The following is a 19,184-nucleotide window of genomic DNA, read 5'->3' as shown; positions in this document are numbered from 1 at the left end:
CGGCGCCCTCCGGAGGCGGGGGCCGCGAGCCCGTCAGCCCAGGACCCGGCCGACCATCCGCGCGTACATCCGCCCCGGGCTCGGCACCGACGGCGGGTGCAGGAAGCCCGGAAGCATCGGCAGGTCCACCGCGAAGGGCTGCAGCCGCTCGTAGAGGACGTCGGCGCCCGGCGGGCGGTCGTCGGGGTCCTTCTCCAGCAGCTCGGCGACGAGGCGGTTCAGCTCGTCCGGGACCCCGGGCACCTCCGGCGGGCGTTCCTTCACCTGGCGCTCGAACACGGCGTACTCGGTTGGCCCGGTGAACAGCTGGCGGCCCGTCAGCATCTCGTGGATCACGCACCCGAGGGCGTAGAGGTCGCTGCGGGGGCCGGACAGGCCGCGCTGGATCTGCTCGGGCGCCATGTACGACGGGGTGCCGAGGATCTGGCCCACCCGGGTGAACTGGGTCGAGCCGGACTCGCGGAGCACGGCCAGGCCGAAGTCGAGGACCTTCACGCTCCCGTCGGGGCAGAGCATCAGGTTGGTCGGCTTCAGGTCGCGGTGGTAGATGGACAGCGCGTGGGCGGCCGTCAGCACCGCGCAGGCCTGGGCGGCGATCGCCGCCGCCCACGGCACCGGGAGCGGGCCGTGCTCGCTGACCACGTCGGCCACGGTGACGCCCTCGATGAACTGCATCACCTGGAACAGCCGCTGGTCGAAGGTGCCGAAGTCGTACAGGACCGGGGCGCCGGGGTGCTCCAGCCTGGCCAGGATGCGGGCCTCGCGCAGGAAACGCCGCTTCAGCTCCTCGTCGGGGCCGGTGAGGAACTTCAGGAACTTGACGGCCACCCGGCGGTCGAGATGCTTGTCGTGGCCGCCGTAGACGGCCCCCATGCCTCCCTGGCCGAGAGGAAGGTCGTCGAGCACGTATCGGTCGCCGATGACCATCGACCCTCCCCTGGACCTGCGGGCGTCACGCTCCTTGGTCACACGGCCGGAGATGACCGTCGACCAGTCCGTCAAAGCCTAGCCGGATCAGCGTTTCCCCCAGCGTCCGCGTTTCGCGCAGTCTGTCCTCCAGGTCGAACAGCTCGCGGAAGGCCGTACCGTACATCCGCTGGTCGGACAGGGGCAGCATGGGCACCCGCGCCCGCCGCACGTCGAGGCGGCTGGAGCTGGGATGGACCCTGGCCGCGTCGGCCGAGCGCAGGAAACCGGCGAGGAACCCGGAGTCGAGCCGCTGCGGGTCGACCCGGTAGAGCGTGAGCTGCGGGCCGAGCGCCGCGCCACTGTGGGTGATCACCCTGACCGCGCCCAGCACGGTGGTCACCACGTCACCCGGCCTGATCATGACCAGGGCCGGGTCGAGGGTGGTGCGGCCCGAGGGCGGCGCGCCCGCCGCGGTGTCGTCGGCGGTCAGCACCGGGAGCGGGCCCTCGTCGGCCGACATCCTCGCCGGTGCCTGCAGGATCGTGATCAGCCCCGCCTTGGCCAGCTCGCCGACCGTGGTGGTCGGCAGGTCCTGCCGCTCGGCGAGCGGCTGGAGGGCGGGCGTGGCGTCCGGCAGCAGGGCCGAGGTCTCCTTGAACCTGGCCAGCGCGTCGGTGAAGTCGCGCAGGAAGTCGAGGCCGCCGTGCTGCGGGCGGTGCCTGGACGGGGCGAGGTCGACCTCGTCGTCGAGCAGGTCGATGATCCGCACCGTCCGGCTCTCGCCGGACAGCTCGGCCTCGGGGTTCTCCAGGTACGCGCGCCAGGCGGGCTCCACGATCGACAGGTCGTCGCCGGCGTCCACCACCAGCAGCTGGGACGGCGGACGCCCGCCGTCGGGCCTGCGCAGCATCCACAGGTCGGGGCCGCCGGGCGCCAGCGTCACCACGGCCCGCAGCGCCCCCGCCCGGAGCAGGTTGCCGCGGATCCGCTTGCCGGGACGGCGGCTGGCGGCGGCGGTGGGCATCAGGATCGCCACCAGGCCGCCCGGCCTCACCCGGGCCAGGCAGTGCTGCACCCAGGCCAGCTCCGACTCCCCGCGCGGCGGCAGCCCGTACTCCCAGCGCGGGTCGCCGGCGAGCTCCTCGTGTCCCCACACCCGCTCGTTGAACGGCGGGTCGCAGACCACGGCGTCGGCGGGCTCCCCGGCCAGGCGGTCCTCGCGCAGGGAGTCACCGGCGACGATCCGCGCCTCGGCCCCGCGCAGCAGCATCCGTACGGCGGTGAGCAGCGCGTTCGTCTCGTTGATCTCCTGCCCCATCAGGACGGTCCTCCGCCCTGCCCGGGAGTCCGCGCCCAGCAGCAGCGTCCCGACGCCGCACGCGGGGTCGAGGACGACGCCCCCGTCCTCGGCCGCCAGCCGGACCATGAGCGCGGCCACGTCGTCCCTGGTGACCGGGAGCTGGCGGGAGTGGGCCTCGGCGTAACGCCCGAACAGGAACTCGAAGACCTCCAGGGGGCCGTGCTCGGCGGCCAGTTCGGCGACCAGCCGGACGAGGGCCACGTCGTCCAGGCGGAGATCGGCGGAGCCGGGGAGGTCCGTCGTCACCTCGGCCACGCGGGTGAGAGACTTCATACCATGATCACGCCAGGCGGTCGGCTCGCGGCGCAGGAACAGCAGGAACGCGCCGACCTTGGCCACCAGCTCGCCCAGCCTGAGGTCGTCGACCGAGGTGCGCATCCGCTGCCAGACCAGGTCGCCGAGCGAGAACTCGAATGACTTGCCGTTCGCGCGCAACCACACGGCGATCTCGGGCAGGGAGAACAGCGGGCTGGAGGCGGTGCCGCCCACGGGCTGGGGAAAGTCCTCATGGCGGCGGCGCCAGTTGCTCACCGCTGCCCTGCCGACCCCGGCGAGCCGGGCGATGTCGCCCGCGTTCACGGTGATCTCCTGGCTCTCCTCCATGGATGGCCACAGTAGTTGACTGTGCCGCAACGGTCTACAACGACTTTGCTTGTGAAGTGCTTCAACCAATGATTTACTGCCCTCATGGCACTGAACCAACCACTTGCACTGCGCTACGCGGCCCGCTCCGACGTAGGTGTCCGCCGTGAGGCGAACGAGGATTCGGGCTACGCGAGTGCGCGCCTGCTTGTCATAGCCGACGGCATGGGTGGTCACGCGGGTGGAGAGGTCGCCAGCTCACTTGCCGTCACCGCCATGGCGAAGCTGGACGACACCCTGCCCGCCGGTGGTGTCGACCTGCTCGCCGCGCTCAAGGGCGCCGCCAGGGACGTGAACCACACGCTGCGCGACATGAGCGAGCAGGATCCCACGCTCCGCGGCATGGGAACCACCTTGACCGCCATGCTCTGGGACGGCGCGACCTTCGCCCTGGCCCACGTCGGCGACTCCCGGGCCTACATGCTGCGCGACGGTGCCCTGTACCAGATCACCCACGACCACACCCTGGTCCAGTCGCTGGTGGACGAGGGGCGGATCACCCCGGAGCAGGCCGCCGAGCACCCGCGCCGGTCGATGGTGCTGCGGGTCCTCGAAGGCACCGGCGACGGGGAGCTGGACCTGTCGCTGCGCGAGGCCTACCCGCAGGACCGCTACCTGCTGTGCTCCGACGGCCTGACCGCCGTGGTCGGACCCGAGACCCTGTTCAACACGCTGACCGAGATCTCCGACCCCGACGAGGCCGTCCGCCGGCTCATCGACCTGGCCAACCGGGGCGGCGGCCCCGACAACATCACCTGCGTCGTGGCCGACTTCGGGGCGCCCACCGACGCGGCCCAGACGGGCCCGGCCATCGTGGGCGCCGCGGTCGAGCGGAGACTCTCCCTTTGACCTGTACGGCCCTCGGCCCCGGGGGCGCGGCGAGAACGGGCGCGGCGAGAGCACGGCGCCCGCACGACCCCGTGCCCGGTCCGCAGCCAGCCGGTCCGCAGCCGGCTCGGAGCCGACATGACGCCTACAGGGAGCCGGCAGGGAGCCGGTGGACGGTGCGGGCGGGCACCGTCAGCGGGTCACGTCCCTCCGGCGCTCACCAGGTCTTGCCGGTGATGCGCTCGTACGCCTCGACGTAGCGCGCCCGGGTGACCTCCACGACCTCGGCGGGCACCTCCGGGGCGGGCTCCTTCTTGTCCCAGCCCGTGCCGGTGGCCCAGTCGCGCACGTACTGCTTGTCGAAGGAGAACTGCGCGTGGCCGGGCTCCCACCGGTCGGCGGGCCAGAAGCGGGAGGAGTCGGAGGTCAGCACCTCGTCACCGAGCACGAGCGTGCCGTCGGCGGCCCGGCCCAGCTCGATCTTGGTGTCGGCGATGATGACGCCCCGCTCGGCCGCGAGCTCGGAGCCGCGCCGGTAGACCTCCAGCGTGATCCGCCTGAACTCCTCGGCGGCCTCCGCGCCCTCCTGAGAGACGACGTCCTCGAAGGAGATGGGCTCGTCGTGCTGCCCCAGCGGGGCCTTGGTGCTCGGGGTGAAGATCGGCTCGGGGAGCTTGGAGCCGTCGACCAGCCCGGGCGGCAGCGGCACGCCCGAGACCGACCCGTGCTCCCGGTACTCCTTCAGCCCGCTGCCGGTCAGGTAGCCGCGTGCGATGCACTCGACCTGCACCATCTCCAGCCTTCGGCACCGCACCGCACGCCCCTCGAACTCGGCGGGCACGTCGGTCGCCGAGATCACGTGGTTGGGCACGATGTCGGCGAGCTGCTCGAACCACCACAGCGACAGCCGCGTGAGGATCTTCCCCTTGTCGGGGATCGGGGTGGGCAGGATCACGTCGTACACCGACACCCGGTCGGACGCCACGAGGACGATGTCCCCGCGATCCTCGTAGACGTCGCGGACCTTCCCGGAATGAAGAAGCTTCACTGCGTTCCTTGCTCTCGCTCGACCCGGCGGCCCTCGGCGGGCCACCGGTCGCTGACCGACACCTGCTCACCGTATTCGACACCGGGCGGCGCCCCGCGCCCGCCCTGCCGGACGACCGGCCCCGCCTTCGTCCTCCCGTGCCGGGCCCGACGGGACACCGCACCCGACTTCGCGGTACGACGGCGAGGACCACGGCACCCTTCGACGCCGTGGCGGACCGGCGAGGACCGGGACGTCACCGGGGATCGGGACATCACTGAGGATCAGGACGTCACTCAGCTTCGCAGCAGGTCGGCGAGGACCACGGCCTCGCTGATGTCGGCCCGCCTGCTCGCGGTCAGGAGCGTCACCGTCCGGCTCCTCGCCATCTCCCGCAGGTGCTCCAGCGCGGCGGCCCGCTCGGGATCCTCGAGCTCGGCCCGGTACCGGCGGCCGAACTCCTCGAACCGGGCCGGATCGTGGCCGTACCACGTGCGCAGCTCGGTCGAGGGCGCCACCGCCTTGCACCACTCCTCCAGGCGCGCCTTCTCCTTGGACAGCCCGCGCGGCCAGATCCGGTCGACCAGCACCCGGGCACCGTCCTGGGGCACCGGCTCCTCGTAGACCCGGCGCACCCGCACCTCTGGTTTGACAGCCATACGGTGACCATTCCCGGTCGACCGGCGACGGCAGCCACAGGTGGCGGCAAATGTCGGTGTTCAACGGGTCGAGGCCATCCGGGGTCAGGTGTCCCACCTCGCGGATCCCGACGATGGCCCGGTCCCGGGACCCACGGCCCGGGGGACCGGCTCTCGCGAAGGGGCGCGGCCCGGGCGACTGTCCGGACGCGGCGCCTACTCGGCGCTGCGGCCCTCCGTCCCGGCGATGCCGATCGTGCCGGTCGAGCCGCGCAGGCCGAAGCCGTAGCGGTAATCCTGCCGCGCCTGCGGGGTCGCGAGCACGTCGCCGATGTCGGCGGTGATCAGCCGGTGCCACACCCCGTCGGTCTCGGCGTAGGAAGTGACCATGTTGCCGGACAGCAGCAGCGCGAAGCGGTCCCCGGGTTCGAGGGCCAGCGCGGACTGGCCGGGGGTCTCCAGGTAGGTGCCGTTCACCCGGACGTTGAGCCCCGTGTCCTTGCGCGTGTTGTTGTACCAGGCGGTCACGTAGTCGTTCCCGCCCTTCACCCACCCCACGAAGACGCTGTCCTCCGGCTGCCCGGTACCGGCGAACGTGCCGGTGGTCAGCACGCTGACCGCCTCGCCGGAGGACGGCCTCCCGGTCCCGGCGACCAGGCCGAAGAACGGCGCCGAGCCGGTCCCGGCGAACTTCCCCTCCCCGGCGGTGGTCACCGGCAGGATCTCGTTGTTGTTCTCCCGGTACGCGGCGTAGTGCCCGGAGGTGTCGTCGGTGAACCGGTCGACGACATCGACCCGGGGGAACGCCGCGAGGTCGAGGGACGTCCCCGTCCGCCCCGCGTTCGTCGCCTCCCGCTCGCCGAACAGGGACGGCGCGAGCAGCACCCCGGCCACCACCGCCAGGGCCGTGACCGTCGCCGCCACCGCGATCACCAGACCCCGGGGGTGTCGCCCGGACCGTCCGGGACGCGCCGCCCCGGTGGACGGCGAGGTCGGGTCGCCGTCGAGGTCACCCCGCCCGCCGGGGGCGAGCCCCGATCCGGCGGCCGGACCGGAGAGAGCGGCCGGACCGGAGAAGGCGGCCGGACCTGCGAGGGCGACGTGACCTGCGGGAGCGACCTGACCGCCGGGACCGGCGAGCGCGGCCGGATCGACGAGCGTTTGCCCGCCGTGCCGCCCCCCGAGGGGGACACCGGGCCGCGCCCCCGGATGCCGGTCGGGGTAGGCCACAGTGTTCCCTCCCGGGTTCCCTCCCCGCCACTGTTCACCCCCGACATTTCGTATAAGCCTCCAACTAAAACGTCACGCCTCGGGGGACAGGCGGTCGGCGGCGTGTTCGATGGCGGTGCTCACCCGGTCGGCCAGCAGGCCGACCGCGCCGACCGCGCGGGTCATCGGGTCGTCCTCCGCGCCGCCGAGGGCCTGGGAACGCAGGTGGGCTGCCTTCACCTCGGCCCATCGCGCGGCCTGTACGGGGGTCATGGTGCCGCGCAGCTCGGCCAGTTTGAGCAGGTTGGCCTCCGCGCCCGAGGTGAGGGTCTGGGCCTCGCCGAGGTAGTGGTCGTCGATCACCGCCTCCAGCTCGGCGTCGTTCATCACCGGGACGACCCGGGCCGCGAGCTTGTTCATGTTCCGGTACGAGCCCTGGAGCTGGAACGGCGGCTCGGTCCGCGCCGCGTCCGACTGGGCGGCCGAGGCGATGTAGGCCTGGTTGTTGGCCAGCACCACCCGCTGGACCCGCAGCAGCTTGCGCAGCACCGCGAGGACCTGTTCCAGCTCCACCGGGGAGTACGGGTGGGAGAGCTGGTCGGCCCGGACCCCCGAGTCGCCGCGCGCCAGCCGCACCAGGAGGCGGATGTCGCCCCGGTCGCGGGTGGAGAGCGGCGACAGGACCGGGTTGGAGGTGAGCGCGTTGTCGATGTAGCTCAGCGCGAACAGCTCCTCCCGCCCCGACAGCACGTCGCCCAGGTTCCACACGTCGGCGCGGTTGGCGAGCATGTCGGGGATGCGGAAGCGCTTGCCCGCCTCGGTGTAGGGGTTGCCCGCCATGCAGACCGCGAAGCGCTTGCCCCGCAGGTCGTAGGTGCGGGTCTTGCCCTCCCAGACGCCCTCCATCCGGCGCTGGCCGTCGCACAGGGAGACGAACTTCTGCAGCAGCTCGGGGGAGGTGTGCTGGATGTCGTCCAGGTAGAGCAGGACGTTGTTGCCCATCTCCAGCGCGAAGGAGATCTTCTCGATCTCCTGCCGAGCCGTCGCGTCGGGCGCCCGCGCCGGGTCCACCGAGGTCACCAGGTGGCCCAGGGCCGGCCCGTTGACCTTGACGAAGATGAGCCCGAGCCGGTTGGCCACGTACTCCATGAGGGTGGTCTTGCCGTAGCCCGGCGGGGAGATGAGCAGCAGCATGCCCATCTGGTCGGTCCGCTTGGCGTCCCCGGCCGCGCCGAGCTGCTTGGCCAGGTTGTCGCCGATCAGCGGCAGGTAGACCTCGTCGAGCAGCTGGTTGCGGACGAAGGCGGTCATCACCTTCGGCCGGAACTCCTCCAGCCTCAGCCGCTCGCGCTCGGCCGCGACCAGCTCGTTGCGCCGCCGCTGGTAGGCGCGGTACGCGGGGACGCGGTGCAGGCGGAAGTGCCGGGTCCTGGCGAGGAACTCGTCCAGGCGCAGCTCCATCGCGCGCCCGGAGATCCGGGGGTGCGCGCCGAGCAGCCCCTCGACCGTGACGGTCAGCGCCGCCGAGGAGTCGTGCCGGGGCACCTCGCACAGCAGTACGGCCACCGCCTCCACCAGCTCCGCCGACCCGGCCTCCGAAGTCCGTCCGGAGCCCGGAACCGGCCCGGCGCCGGGAGCCGAGGCGTCGAAGGCGGAGAGCCACGCCTCGGCCAGGCGGTGGCGCGCGGCGAGGTCGTCGCCGAGCGCCCGCAGGTCGTCCTCGAACTCCCCGCGCGCGGGCCCCAGCGCCCGGTCGAACCGGTCGAGCAGCGACCGCGCCCCCGCGCTGGTCACGAACCCGAACGGCTTGCCCGGCAGCTCCTCGAACAGGTACTCCCCGGCCAGCTCGAAGAGGCTCTCGTCTCCGGTGTCGCCGCGCAGACCCCGGCTGAAGGAGGCGATCGCGGAGCCGAGGGCGGCGCGGGTCTCCTCGACCGCCTCGACCCCGCCGAACAGGGTCCGGGCCCGCGCGAGCGACGTCGCCCGGGTGGTCCACGTCGCCCGGGCGGCCTCGTCGGTGCCGAAGGCCCAGAAGAGCTGGGCGGCGGCCCTCGCCGCGGGCGGGTAGCGGAGCAGCCCCGCCCCCGCGTGCAGGCGGAGCGCGGCCTGGAGGATCGCGGTGGCGTCGTGGTCGTGGACGCCGCGCTCGTAGCCCTCGTCGTACCGGGTCTCCGCCACCCGGCGGACGATCCCCAGCAGCTCCCCGCCGGTCACCGCGGCCTCGTGCAGCGCCTCCAGGGAGAGCGGCCTCTCGCCGCCGGAGGAGACAGCGCCCGGAGAGACGGCGCCCGGAGAGACGGCGCCCGGGATGGTCGGCACCCCGGCCTCGGCGGCGGCGAGGATCGAGGCGGCCAGGTGCTCGCCCCGGTAGACCTCCGGCGACTCCGAGACCGTCAGCTGGTTCCAGAACGGCCGGGTGTCCTCGAAGGCCGCGTCGCGCACCGGGGAGCGGTAGTCGGTCCCGGTGACGGCGAACGCCATCCGGTCCTCGTGGGGGACCAGGGTGAGGTCGGCCGGCTGGGTGTTGACCGCGAACAGGTGGCGGCCGAGCCGGATCGTCTCCCCGCCGTCGCTGTAGAGGTCGAGCCGGTCGCGCAGGGCGCGGCCCGCCTCCTGGCGGGCGGACTTGATCCGCCCTTCGAGCTCCTCCGCGCGCACCTGGTCGCCCAGCGCGCGCAGCTCCCCGGCCACGCCCTTCAGCTTGAGCACCATCGGGTCGGACCCGAAGTAGGTGTTGACCTCGTCCAGCGACGCCAGCCCGACCACCCGCCGCCGCACGCTCGACAGGATGCGGGTCGCGGAGTCGGCCAGCCGGTCGGCGCGGCGGGCCCGCTCGTCGAGCAGCGCCTGGCGCCGCGAGGAGAACGCCTCGTAGACGTCCTCCCGCTTGGCGGCCAGCTTTCCCAGGAAGTCGTCGAACTCGGCGAAGCGCGACTCCAGGTTCTCCAGCTGGAGCATCAGGCGGCCCAGCTGCTCGTCGCAGCGCTCGGGGGTGTCGGACATCGCCAGCGCCCCGGTGACCGCCTGCCCCAGCAGGGCGTACTCGGCCGCGAAGGCCGCCCGCCCCTCACCGGCCAGCAGCTCCCCGCGCCGGGCCTCCAGCGTGGCGCGGGCGCGGTTGACCCCGCCGAGCACCTCGCCGACCCGTTCCAGGATGGCGGTACGCACGGTGGCGTCGGCGATGTCGAGCGTGCCGACCACCTCGACCACGATCTCCAGGCCCCTGGCCTGCCGCTCCAGCCGCTCGCCGATCGGCCCGGCCTCGGCCACGGTCGCGATGGCGCCCGCGTCGGAGACCAGCCGCTCGACCTCCGCGTGGTACCCGGCGAAGGCGTCGTCGCCCCGCAGGAATCCCGCCGCGCGCTGCGCGGTGCTGTCCAGCTCGGCCGCGAGCTCCGCGTCGAGCGCGTCGATCCTGGCGGTGTCGACGTGGCGCAGCTCGCGCAGGGTCACCAGGTGTCCCTGCGACCGCCGCAGCTCCGCCAGCCGGTCGACCCAGCCCTGCGCGGACCGGGGCGCCTCGCCGCGCGCGTGCCGTACGAGCGCGGTGACCTCGGCGGCGGCGGCCTCCAGCGCCTCGGCGGCCTGCCGGGTGAGCGACTGGACCTTCTCGAACTCGTCCAGCACCTGCTCGGCGGTGGCCCGCAGGTCGGCGAGCGGGCCGCGCAGCCGGTGCTCGCCCAGCCAGTGGTAGTGGTCGAAGGCCCGGGCGCAGGAGGCGATCAGCGCCTCGAAGACCGGGACGGACGGCGCCATCTCCTCGACCATCCGCGCCACCGACAGGCAGTCGGAGATGCCCCGCACCAGCTCCGCGTTGCCGATCCGCTCCAGCGGCCCGGTGCCGGCCGGACGCCCGGCGGCGTAGAGGTCCGACTGGTAGGCCGTCTGCCAGACCTGCATGGGGTGGACGCGGGTGGGCTCGTCGGAGGTGGCCCTGAAGACGACCAGCGTGCCGTCGTCGAACAGCGAGTACCCGTGGCAGGACAGCGGTGTCTCCACCTGCTTGCGGATCACGTTGTACGGCAGCAGCAGCGACCGCCCCTCGGCGCGGGCGTGGAAGACGTACAGCACGTCCTCGCCGTTGGGGGAGCGGATGACCCGCTCGAACTCCAGCTCCGAAACGTCGGTGTCGAACGTCTTGCTGACCCCGGTGGACAGGTAGTAGCCGCCGGGGAAGATGATCCCCTGGTCCTCGGGCAGGCGCTGGCAGGCCTGCCCGATGCCGTCGAGGCGGACCACGCCCTTGGTCCGGGTGTTGAACACCAGGTGCCGCCACTCCGGCTCCTTGTACGGCCGCACCCGCAGCAGGATCAGCGGGCCGATCCTGGCGTGGTGCACCTCCGCGTCGGCGAGGCTCTGCAGCGGCTCCGCGACGGGCTCGCGGTAGACGCCCTCCCCGGTCTCGGTGTTGTTCTCGATCTTGATGGTGAGGTCGCCGCCGACGGTCTCGACGAACACCTCGCCCCCGATCGAGATGTGCGGGTGGCGGCCCGTCACGTGGTCGTCGCGGGTGGCCGGGATCCACTCGAAGTCGTGCGAGGGCGGGAACGTGTGGTCGCGTTCCCCCCGGTCGTCGATGTAGGAGAGCGTGCCGTCCCCCCCGACCTGCCAGCGCAGCACGCGGGTGTCCTGCGGGCCGGTCTGGAAGACGGCCAGCATCTTGCCCTCGACGCGGCGGAGCTGGAGCAGCCGGGTCTCCCGGTAGTACCGGTAGAGCTCGGCGAAGTCCCGCTCGAAGCGCGGGTCGCGGAACATCGGCGCCGGGTCGAACCGGAACCCGTTCCCGCTCTCCCCGCCGTCGCCCGTCGCGTCCCGGACGAACGTGTGCACGGAGAAGACGTCCTCGACGGTCGTCTCCGGCTTCATCCCGATGAACACGTTGTAGCCGAAGAGCATGAGCCCGCCGACCGACACGATGTCGCGCGGCACGCAGTTGTTCTCGGTGCGTATCCGCTCGGTGCCGACCAGGCGCAGTTCGGCCCCGCCGAACACCGCCAGGCGCTCGGCGTTGAGCGCGTCGGACTGCCGGGCCAGCTCCGCGGCCTGCTCGGCCAGCCGGGCGCGGAGCACCTCGTAGGTGCCCGCGTCCAGCCCCGCCCCCTCGCCGGGGGCGCCGGTGACGGCCTCCGCCGTGGAGGACGTCACTGCTTGGCGGAACCGGCGGAGTTACCGGTGGAGTTGCCGGCGCCGGCGTTGGTACCGGTGAGCGCGGCGACGGGGACCTCGGTCGTGGTGGCCGCCTGGGCCTCGCTCAGCAGGCCGCGCAGCCGGTCCGCGTCGGGACCGCCCTCCTTGATCATTTTCATCAGCAGCGCGGACAGCGAGAGGTTCCGCACGTCGGCGGTGTCGATCGAGCCGAGGACCCTGCCCAGGTCGGCGGGGAGACTCGCGGAGCCGTCCAGGTACGGCCCGGCCAGCGTGCGGGCGACGTCGGAGTTCTCCACGAAGCCGTCCACGGCCTTGCCCATGGTGATCGAGCTCATCAGCCGGTCGAAGAACACGGTGTCGCCGCCGACGATGTCGATGTTGGCCTTGGACAGTCCGGCCGACACCACGGAGGCCTGCGCCTCGGCGATCTTGAGCTGGACGTTCACCCCGGCGAGGCGGATCTCCTTCTCGGCCTCCAGCCGCAGGCGGTACTCCTCGTGGGCGCGGGTCGCGTCGGTGAGCGCGGCCATCGCCGCGGCCTTCTCGGTGAGACCCTCGGCCTCGGCCTTGAGCTTCTCGCCGACCGTCGCGGCGGCGGCCAGCGCCATCGCCTGCTCGCCCTCCGCCTCGGCCTTCAGCTTCTCGCGCACCGCGGTGGCCGCGGCGTGCGCCCTGGCCTGCTCGCCCTCGGCGACCGCCAGCGCCTTCTCCCGCTCGACGGCGGCCTCGGCGCGGCCGACCTTCTCGATCGCCGCGGCGTCCCGCTCGCGTACCTGTACCTCGGCCAGACCGGAGGCGGCCGCCTCGGCCTGCACGCCCTCGGCGAGACGGATCTTGGCGCGGGCGTCGAGCTCGGCAGCCTGCTGCCGCGACTCGGCCAGCACCAGCGCCTCGCGCGCCCGGTGCTTGGACGCGGCCTCGGAGGCCTCGGCGGCCTTGATGTCCTTGACCAGGCTCTCCTGCGCCTCGGCCTCGGCCTGGATGATCACAGCCTGGCGGGTCCGCTCGGCCTCCTCGACCACGCGCAGGCGCTTGATGCTCTCCTCCTGCTCGGCGACCGTCTTCTCCACCACGATCCGCTCGCGGATCACCTCGGCGATGGAGCGCTTCTCGCCCTCCACCTCCTTGTCCTTGGAGATGCGCGACAGCTCGGTCTCGCGCTCGCGGGCGATGACCTCCAGCATGCGGTCCTTCTCGATGCGCTCGGTCTCGATGGCGAGGACCCGCTCGCGGTTCTTCGCCGCCACCGCGATCTCGCGGGCCTGGTTCTCCTGCTGGACGCCGAGCTGCTCGTCGGTACGCAGGTGCGCGGCGTGCGCCTTCAGCCGCTCCTCGGCCTGGACCTTGGCGGTCTCCGCCTCCTCGCGGGCGCGCATGGTCTCGACCTCGCGCTTCTGCTTGGTCTCCGCGTCGGCCTGGCGGCGCTCCAGCTCCAGGATGGCCTCCCGCGCGTCCACGTTCTGGCGGGTGATCTCCTTCTCCTCGCGCCGCTGGAACTCGTTGGTCCGCACGTGCTCGATGGCGGTCAGCTCGGTGATCTTCCTGATGCCCTGCGCGTCGAGGATGTTGTTCTTGTCCAGGGAGAGCAGCGAGGTCTGCTCCAGGTAGTCGATCGCCGCGTCCTCGAGGCTGTAGCCGTTGAGGTCGGTGCCGATGACCTGGATGATCTGGTCGCGGAACTGGTCGCGCTGGGTGTAGAGGTCCACGAAGTCGAGCTGCTTGCCGACCGTCTTGAGCGCCTCGGAGAACTTGGCGTTGAACAGCTCCTGCAACGTCTCCTGGTCGCTCGCCCGCGCGGTGCCGATCGCCTGGGCGACCTTCACCACGTCCTCGACGGTCTTGTTGACCCGGACGAAGAAGGTGATGCGGATGTCGGCGCGGATGTTGTCGCGACAGATCAGGCCCTCACGGCCGGTACGGGCGATCTCGATGGTCTTCACCGAGATGTCCATGAGCTCGGACTTGTGGAAGACGGGCAGCACGACGGCGCCGGTGAACGTGACGTCGACCTTGTTGATCTTCGAGATGATCAGGGCCTTGCCCTGTTCCACCTTGTTGAACAGCCGGCTGATCATGAAGAGCAGGGCGATGACGACGAGGAGGACGACGGCGAGGAGGATGCCGAGCCCGGTGGAGATGACGTCCAATGTGGTCCCTCGGTTAAATAGGACGATCAGGGTCGAGTTCCGCGTCGTACGGCATCACCCAGAAGAACTCGCCGGGGGAGTCATAGGCGAATATCAGGGCGACGCTGCCGGCGGCGAAAACCTCGTCACCGGTCTGTCGTACTTGAACGAGAGCGGATGAGCCGTCGGCGGACGTGACCTCGGCCTGGCCGAAGTCGTGGCCCACGCGGCGCGTGCGGATGACACACATGCGGCCCACGAAGTCGGCGCGGGAGGGGACGCGCTCCTTCGGGACGAGACGCCGCAGTGACAGGACGACGAGGCGCGTGCACGCCCAGGCGCAGACCAGTGCCGCGACCAGTACGGCGACCAGGGCGGGGGTGCTCGTGAACAGCGTGCCGCCCACGAGGCTCGCGAACCACGCGACGGCGACCAGCAGCGAGACGGCCACCGCGGCCGGGACCCCGCCGAGTCCCATACCGCTCAGGAGGCCGGTGGCCCCCGTCGCCTCGGACCCGTCCCCGTCGCCTCCACCGTCGAACCCGAACACCCCGGCCACGACGAGCACCCAGTACGCGACGATCACCAGGAGCAGGAACGTGAACAGGACGGTCGGAAAAGACAGTGCGGCATCGACGAACTGGCCCATCGGCGTGTGAAATCCCCCTGCTGGCATACCGGAACGCGCTCCCCCGAGCACGTGTGGGTGACTATATACAGATAAAGTTCAGTTAAAGGGAATAGTTCCCAAGATGGACAAATATCCGTATGAATTTCCGCTCACAGGGGCCGTCGGCGCGCGGGACTCACCCGGGGCGCGAGAGGCAGGAAGCGTTGGAGGGCCCGGGGGCGGGAGAACGGGGGCATGGAGAAGCGGAGGAACGGGAGCGGGGCTCCGCGTCCTCGGCCCTGTCCCGGAGAGACGTCCCGGGAGGTCAGGCGGGGCGAGTGATCATGTAGGCGAGGCCGACGAGGATCACGACGGGAATGAGCCACACGATCGCCTCGATGGCGAACTCCTTGTACATGAGGAACATCCCTCCGAAGCGGTGATCGGCGAGGAGCGTGGATCTCCGACGATAACCGCTGTCCCGGACGGCGACCAGAACCCGCCGCGTACCGGAACCGCTTGCCACGGGGGCCCGCCGCGTGAGGTCGTCCGCCGGACGGGGGCCGCCCGCCACGAGGGTTTCCCCCTCTCACGCAGGGGTGCCCGTCACGAAAGGTCGGCCGCCCACGCGAGGCCGCCCGTCATACAGGGGTGGCCGTCACGGGGACGGCCGCTACGAGGGGTTGGCCGAGCCGACCACCACCGGGTCGTCGGAGAGGTCTCCCTCGACCACGTCGGCGACCACACAGGTGATGTTGTCGGGACCTCCCGCCTCGCAGGCGAGAGCGATCAGCTGACGCGTCACCTCGTCGAGGTCGTCGACCTCGGCGAGCACCTGGCGGAGCCGTTCGGCGTCGACCACCCCGGACAGCCCGTCGGAACAGAGCAGATAGCGGTCGCCGAGCTCGGCGTCCCGGAGAGAGAGGTCGAGCTCAAGGTTGTCGCCGCCGTCGAGGACCTGCAGCAGGATCGACCGGTGCGGGTGGCGGGCGGCCTCCTCGGCGGTGATCCTGCCGTCGTCCATCAGCGTCTGGACCAGGGTGTGGTCGTAGGTGATCTGGTACAGGTCACCGTTGCGCAGGAGGTAGGCGCGGGAGTCGCCGATGTGGGCCAGGGCGACGCGGGAGCCGTTCCAGAGCATCAGGGTCAGGGTGGTGCCCATGCCGGTGAGCGACGGGTCTTCCTCGACCAGCTCGCGCAGGCGCTGGTTGGCCTTGCGGACCCCGGCCTCGGCGGCGGCGGCGAGATCGCCGGGGCACTCCTGGTCCAGGGACGCGACGGTGGCGATCGCCGCCGAACTGGCGACCTCCCCGCCCACGTGACCGCCCATCCCGTCGGCGACGGCGAGAAGCCGGGCGCCCGCGTAGGCGGCGTCCTCGTTGCCTTGCCGGATCCGGCCGACGTCGGAACCTGCCGTATAGCGCAGCGTGATCATCTGCACATCACTAGATCGTCGAGTTGCACGAGCTGAGCCGCTTTCGGACAGTTGGGATGGGCATAGGGCGAACCGAGATGTTCCACGATCCACTTAACACCATGGTGGCGCAAGCGGCCTGGGGAAGTGTTGCCACATCTGTTGACACCTGTGGTGGCGCGTAAGCTGGTTTCAGTGCCACCCTCAGTGCCACCCAAGGGCCCCTTCAGTGCCCCCGCACTGTGCCCGGAGTTCCCCACCTTACGCATCGCTAGGAGATCAGTAATGGCCGCGATCATTCAGGAGGCGGCTCGGCGCCGCACGTTCGCGGTGATCAGCCACCCTGACGCGGGTAAGTCGACCATGACCGAGGCGCTGGCACTGCACGCCTCCGCGATCAGCCAGGCGGGTGCGGTGCACGGCAAGTCCGGGCGGCGCGGGGTCACCTCCGACTGGATGGAGATGGAGAAGGCCCGGGGCATCTCCATCACCTCCGCCGCGCTCCGGTTCGAGTACCGCGGCCACATGTTCAACCTGGTCGACACCCCCGGCCACGCCGACTTCTCCGAGGACACCTACCGGGTGCTCGCCGCCGTCGACTGCGCGGTCATGCTGCTCGACGCGGCCAAGGGCATGGAGCCGCAGACCCTGAAGCTGTTCGAGGTATGCCGGCACCGCCGCATCCCGGTGATCACGTTCGTCAACAAGTGGGACCGGCCGGGGCGCGAGGCGCTGGAGCTGCTGGACGAGATCGAGGAGCGCACCGGTCTGAAGCCCACGCCGATCACCTGGCCGATCGGCACCGGCGGCTTCTTCCACGGGGTGGCCGACCGCGCCGCCGACCGGATCGTCCGCTACACCCGCACCCCCGGCGGAGCCACCAAGGCCATCGAGACCGACCTGAGCGCCGAGCAGGCGCTGGCGGAGCTGGGCGGCGACTGGGAGCGGGCCAAGGACGAGATCGACCTGCTCTCCGCGATCGGCGCCGACCACGACCAGAAGACCTTCGAGGCGCACGAGTCGACCCCGGTGCTGTTCGGGGCCGCGCTGTCCAACTTCGGCGTCGGCCGCCTGCTGGACGCCATGGTCGACATCGCCCCCGCCCCCGCGCCCCGCCCGGACGTCGCCGACGACCCGCGCCCGCTGGAGGAGCCGTTCTCCGGCCTGGTCTTCAAGGTGCAGGCCAACATGGACCCCTCCCACCGCGACCGCATCGCCTTCGTCCGGGTCTGCTCGGGCAGGTTCGAGCGCGGCATGGTGCTCATCCACGCGGCCACCGCCCGCCCGTTCGCGACCAAGTACGCCCAGTCGGTCTTCGGCCAGGAGCGCGCCACGATCGACGAGGCCTACCCCGGCGACGTGGTCGGCCTGGTCAACGCCAGCGCCCTGCGCCCCGGCGACACGCTCTACGACGGCCCGGCCGTCGAGTTCCCGAGGATCCCGAGCTTCGCCCCCGAGCACTTCTCCACCGCCAGGGTCCGCGACTCCAGCCGTTCCAAGCAGTTCCGCAAGGGGATCGAGCAGCTCGACGCCGAGGGCGTGGTCCAGGTGCTCCGCTCCGACGTCCGCGGCGACCAGTCGCCGGTGCTCGCCGCGGTGGGCCCGATGCAGTTCGACGTGGTCAAGCACCGGATGGCCGCCGAGTTCAACACCGAGATCCTGATGGACCGGCTCGACTTCGGCATCGCCAGGCTCACCGACGCCGAGTCGGCGCCGTTCCTGGCCCGCCAGCGCGGGGTGGAGGTCTTCACCCGCTCGCTCGACGGCGCCCTGCTGGCGCTGTTCACCGACGAGTGGCGCATGCGCGGCGTGATGCGCGACAACCCCGACCTGGTGCTGAACGCCCTGCTCGCCGACACGCGCGGCTGACGGCGCGGTGAGGTGAGACGGGTCGTCCGGGGCTTATCCGGGGCTCGTTCGGGGCTCGTGTGAGGTGAGACGGGGAGGTCCGGGTACCGGGGGCCTCCCTCGTCAGGCGTTCGTGGTGAGATATGTCGTTATGAGCGCGATTAAGTGGGGAATCCTGGCAACCGGCGGCATCGCCGCGACCTTCACCGAGGACCTGAAGCTCCTGCCGGACGCCGAGGTGGTCGCGGTCGGGTCGCGGTCGGAGGAGTCCGCGCGGGCCTTCGCCGACCGGCACGGCATCCCGCGGGCCCACGGGAGCTGGGCGGAACTCGCCGCCGACCCCGAGGTGGACATCGTCTACGTCGCCAACACCCAGAACGCCCACCACGACGCCGTACGGACCTGCCTCGAAGGGGGCAAGGCCGTCCTGTGCGAGAAGTCGTTCACCCTCAACCGGGCCGAGGCCGCCGAGCTGGTCGACCTCGCGCGGGAGCGGGGCCTGTTCCTGATGGAGGCCATGTGGACGCGCTGCCTCCCGGCCGTCCGCAAGGTCATGGAACTGGTCGAGGGCGGCGCGATCGGCCCGGTCCAGACCGTCCACGCCGACTTCGGGTTCTCCGTCTCCGTCCCGCCCGAGCACCGGCTCCGCAACCCGGAACTGGGCGGTGGCGCCCTGCTCGACGTGGGCGTCTACCCGATCTCCTTCGCCCACATGGTGCTCGGCGCTCCCGCAGGGGTGCGTTCCTGGGCGCGGCTGACCCCCGAGGGGGTGGACGAGAACACCGGCGTGCTGCTCGGCTACGACAGCGGGGCGGTCGCCCTGCTGTCCTGCGGCATCACCACGCACAGCCCGGTCGCCGCGTCCGTCTCCGGCACGCTCGGCCGGATCGAGCTGCCGGGCCCGTTCTTCCGCCCCGACACCTTCACCCTGCACCCGACGGAGGGCGAGCCGGAGACCTTCCACGTCCCCTTCGAGGGGAAGGGCATGCTCCACGAGGCGGCCGAGGCCATGCGCTGCCTGCGCGAGGGCCTGCTGGAGAGCCCGCTGATGCCCTGGCAGGCGACTCTCGACGTGATGGGCATCCTGGACGAGGTCCGCTCGCAGGTGGGTGTCCGTTTTCCTGGCGAGTGATCGAGCGTTTCCCTTTTTCGGACACTGGAGCGGCTCCCTCTCAGCGCACCCGGAGTTTTCCGGGTGCGCTCGGTGTGGTCGCTGCGGTGGGCGGGCGTTCTTCGTGGCTGGTCTTGGTGTTCGCTGTGGTGGGCGGGTGTTCTTTGTGGTTGTTGTTGGTGTTCGCTGTGGTGGGCGGGTGTTCTTCGTGGTTGTTGTTGGTGCTCGCTGCGGTGGGCGGGTGTTCCGGACGGCCGTCTCAGTTGCGCTCTGGTGGTTCAGGCCTCCGGCCTGCGCGGGCGTGGTGGTTGCGG

At 71.5% G+C, this 19,184-nt stretch carries 12 protein-coding genes; 3 read left to right on the top strand and 9 right to left on the bottom strand.

Annotation, left to right across the window (positions count from 1 at the left end):
* Positions 1-33: 33 nt before the first annotated feature.
* Positions 34-969: a serine/threonine-protein kinase gene (locus tag AC5L38_RS10035; protein ID WP_495242479.1), complete on the bottom strand. Its 936-nt coding sequence runs from the start codon at positions 967-969 to the stop codon at positions 34-36.
* Positions 953-2,872 carry an HsdM family class I SAM-dependent methyltransferase gene (locus AC5L38_RS10030; RefSeq protein ID WP_495242478.1) on the bottom strand — a complete coding sequence of 640 codons (1,920 nt, stop codon included), beginning with the start codon at positions 2,870-2,872 and terminating at the stop codon, positions 953-955. Before AC5L38_RS10030 ends, AC5L38_RS10035 begins: the two co-directional genes overlap by 17 nt.
* An 84-nt stretch (positions 2,873-2,956) precedes the next feature.
* Here AC5L38_RS10030 and AC5L38_RS10025 point away from each other — a divergent pair, with 84 nt between their 5' ends.
* Positions 2,957-3,760 carry a PP2C family protein-serine/threonine phosphatase gene (locus AC5L38_RS10025; RefSeq protein WP_495242477.1) on the top strand — a complete coding sequence of 268 codons (804 nt, stop codon included), beginning with the start codon at positions 2,957-2,959 and terminating at the stop codon, positions 3,758-3,760.
* 196 nt (positions 3,761-3,956) lie between these two features.
* Here the strand turns inward: AC5L38_RS10025 and AC5L38_RS10020 are convergent, their stop codons facing one another.
* The 7 genes from AC5L38_RS10020 to AC5L38_RS09990 all read right to left on the bottom strand — a co-directional run bounded on the left by AC5L38_RS10020 (position 3,957) and on the right by AC5L38_RS09990 (position 15,932).
* A complete protein-coding gene (locus tag AC5L38_RS10020) occupies positions 3,957-4,787 on the bottom strand; it encodes a phosphoribosylaminoimidazolesuccinocarboxamide synthase (RefSeq protein ID WP_495242476.1) in 831 nt (276 codons plus the stop codon).
* 275 nt (positions 4,788-5,062) lie between these two features.
* Positions 5,063-5,425 carry a DUF488 domain-containing protein gene (locus tag AC5L38_RS10015; RefSeq protein ID WP_495242475.1) on the bottom strand — a complete coding sequence of 121 codons (363 nt, stop codon included), beginning with the start codon at positions 5,423-5,425 and terminating at the stop codon, positions 5,063-5,065.
* Between the two features lie 195 nt (positions 5,426-5,620).
* Positions 5,621-6,634 (bottom strand): hypothetical protein, encoded by a 1,014-nt coding sequence (locus AC5L38_RS10010; protein WP_495242474.1) that lies wholly within the window; start codon positions 6,632-6,634, stop codon positions 5,621-5,623.
* Between the two features lie 72 nt (positions 6,635-6,706).
* Positions 6,707-11,758, bottom strand: a complete 5,052-nt coding sequence (locus AC5L38_RS10005) for a DNA repair ATPase (RefSeq protein ID WP_495242473.1) — start codon at positions 11,756-11,758, stop codon at positions 6,707-6,709.
* Entirely contained in the window at positions 11,755-13,908 is a 2,154-nt protein-coding gene (locus AC5L38_RS10000) for a flotillin family protein (RefSeq protein ID WP_495242472.1), read from the bottom strand. The genes AC5L38_RS10005 and AC5L38_RS10000 overlap by 4 nt, the downstream gene beginning before the upstream one ends.
* 13 nt (positions 13,909-13,921) lie before the next feature.
* On the bottom strand, positions 13,922-14,536 hold the full coding sequence (locus AC5L38_RS09995) for a hypothetical protein (protein ID WP_495242471.1): 615 nt from the start codon (positions 14,534-14,536) through the stop codon (positions 13,922-13,924).
* Between the two features lie 634 nt (positions 14,537-15,170).
* Positions 15,171-15,932 (bottom strand): PP2C family protein-serine/threonine phosphatase, encoded by a 762-nt coding sequence (locus AC5L38_RS09990; protein ID WP_495242470.1) that lies wholly within the window; start codon positions 15,930-15,932, stop codon positions 15,171-15,173.
* A gap of 264 nt (positions 15,933-16,196) precedes the next feature.
* Here AC5L38_RS09990 and AC5L38_RS09985 point away from each other — a divergent pair, with 264 nt between their 5' ends.
* Both AC5L38_RS09985 and AC5L38_RS09980 read left to right on the top strand, forming a co-directional pair.
* Complete coding sequence (locus tag AC5L38_RS09985) at positions 16,197-17,780, top strand: peptide chain release factor 3 (RefSeq protein WP_495242469.1); 1,584 nt, start codon at positions 16,197-16,199, stop codon at positions 17,778-17,780.
* 130 nt (positions 17,781-17,910) lie between these two features.
* Entirely contained in the window at positions 17,911-18,891 is a 981-nt protein-coding gene (locus tag AC5L38_RS09980) for a Gfo/Idh/MocA family protein (protein WP_495242468.1), read from the top strand.
* Positions 18,892-19,184 lie beyond the last annotated feature (293 nt).

The organism is Streptosporangium nanhuense, from assembly GCF_059358815.1.
The sequence above is the reverse complement of the archived record's forward strand: the minus strand, read 5'-3'. Positions and strand labels throughout refer to the sequence as shown.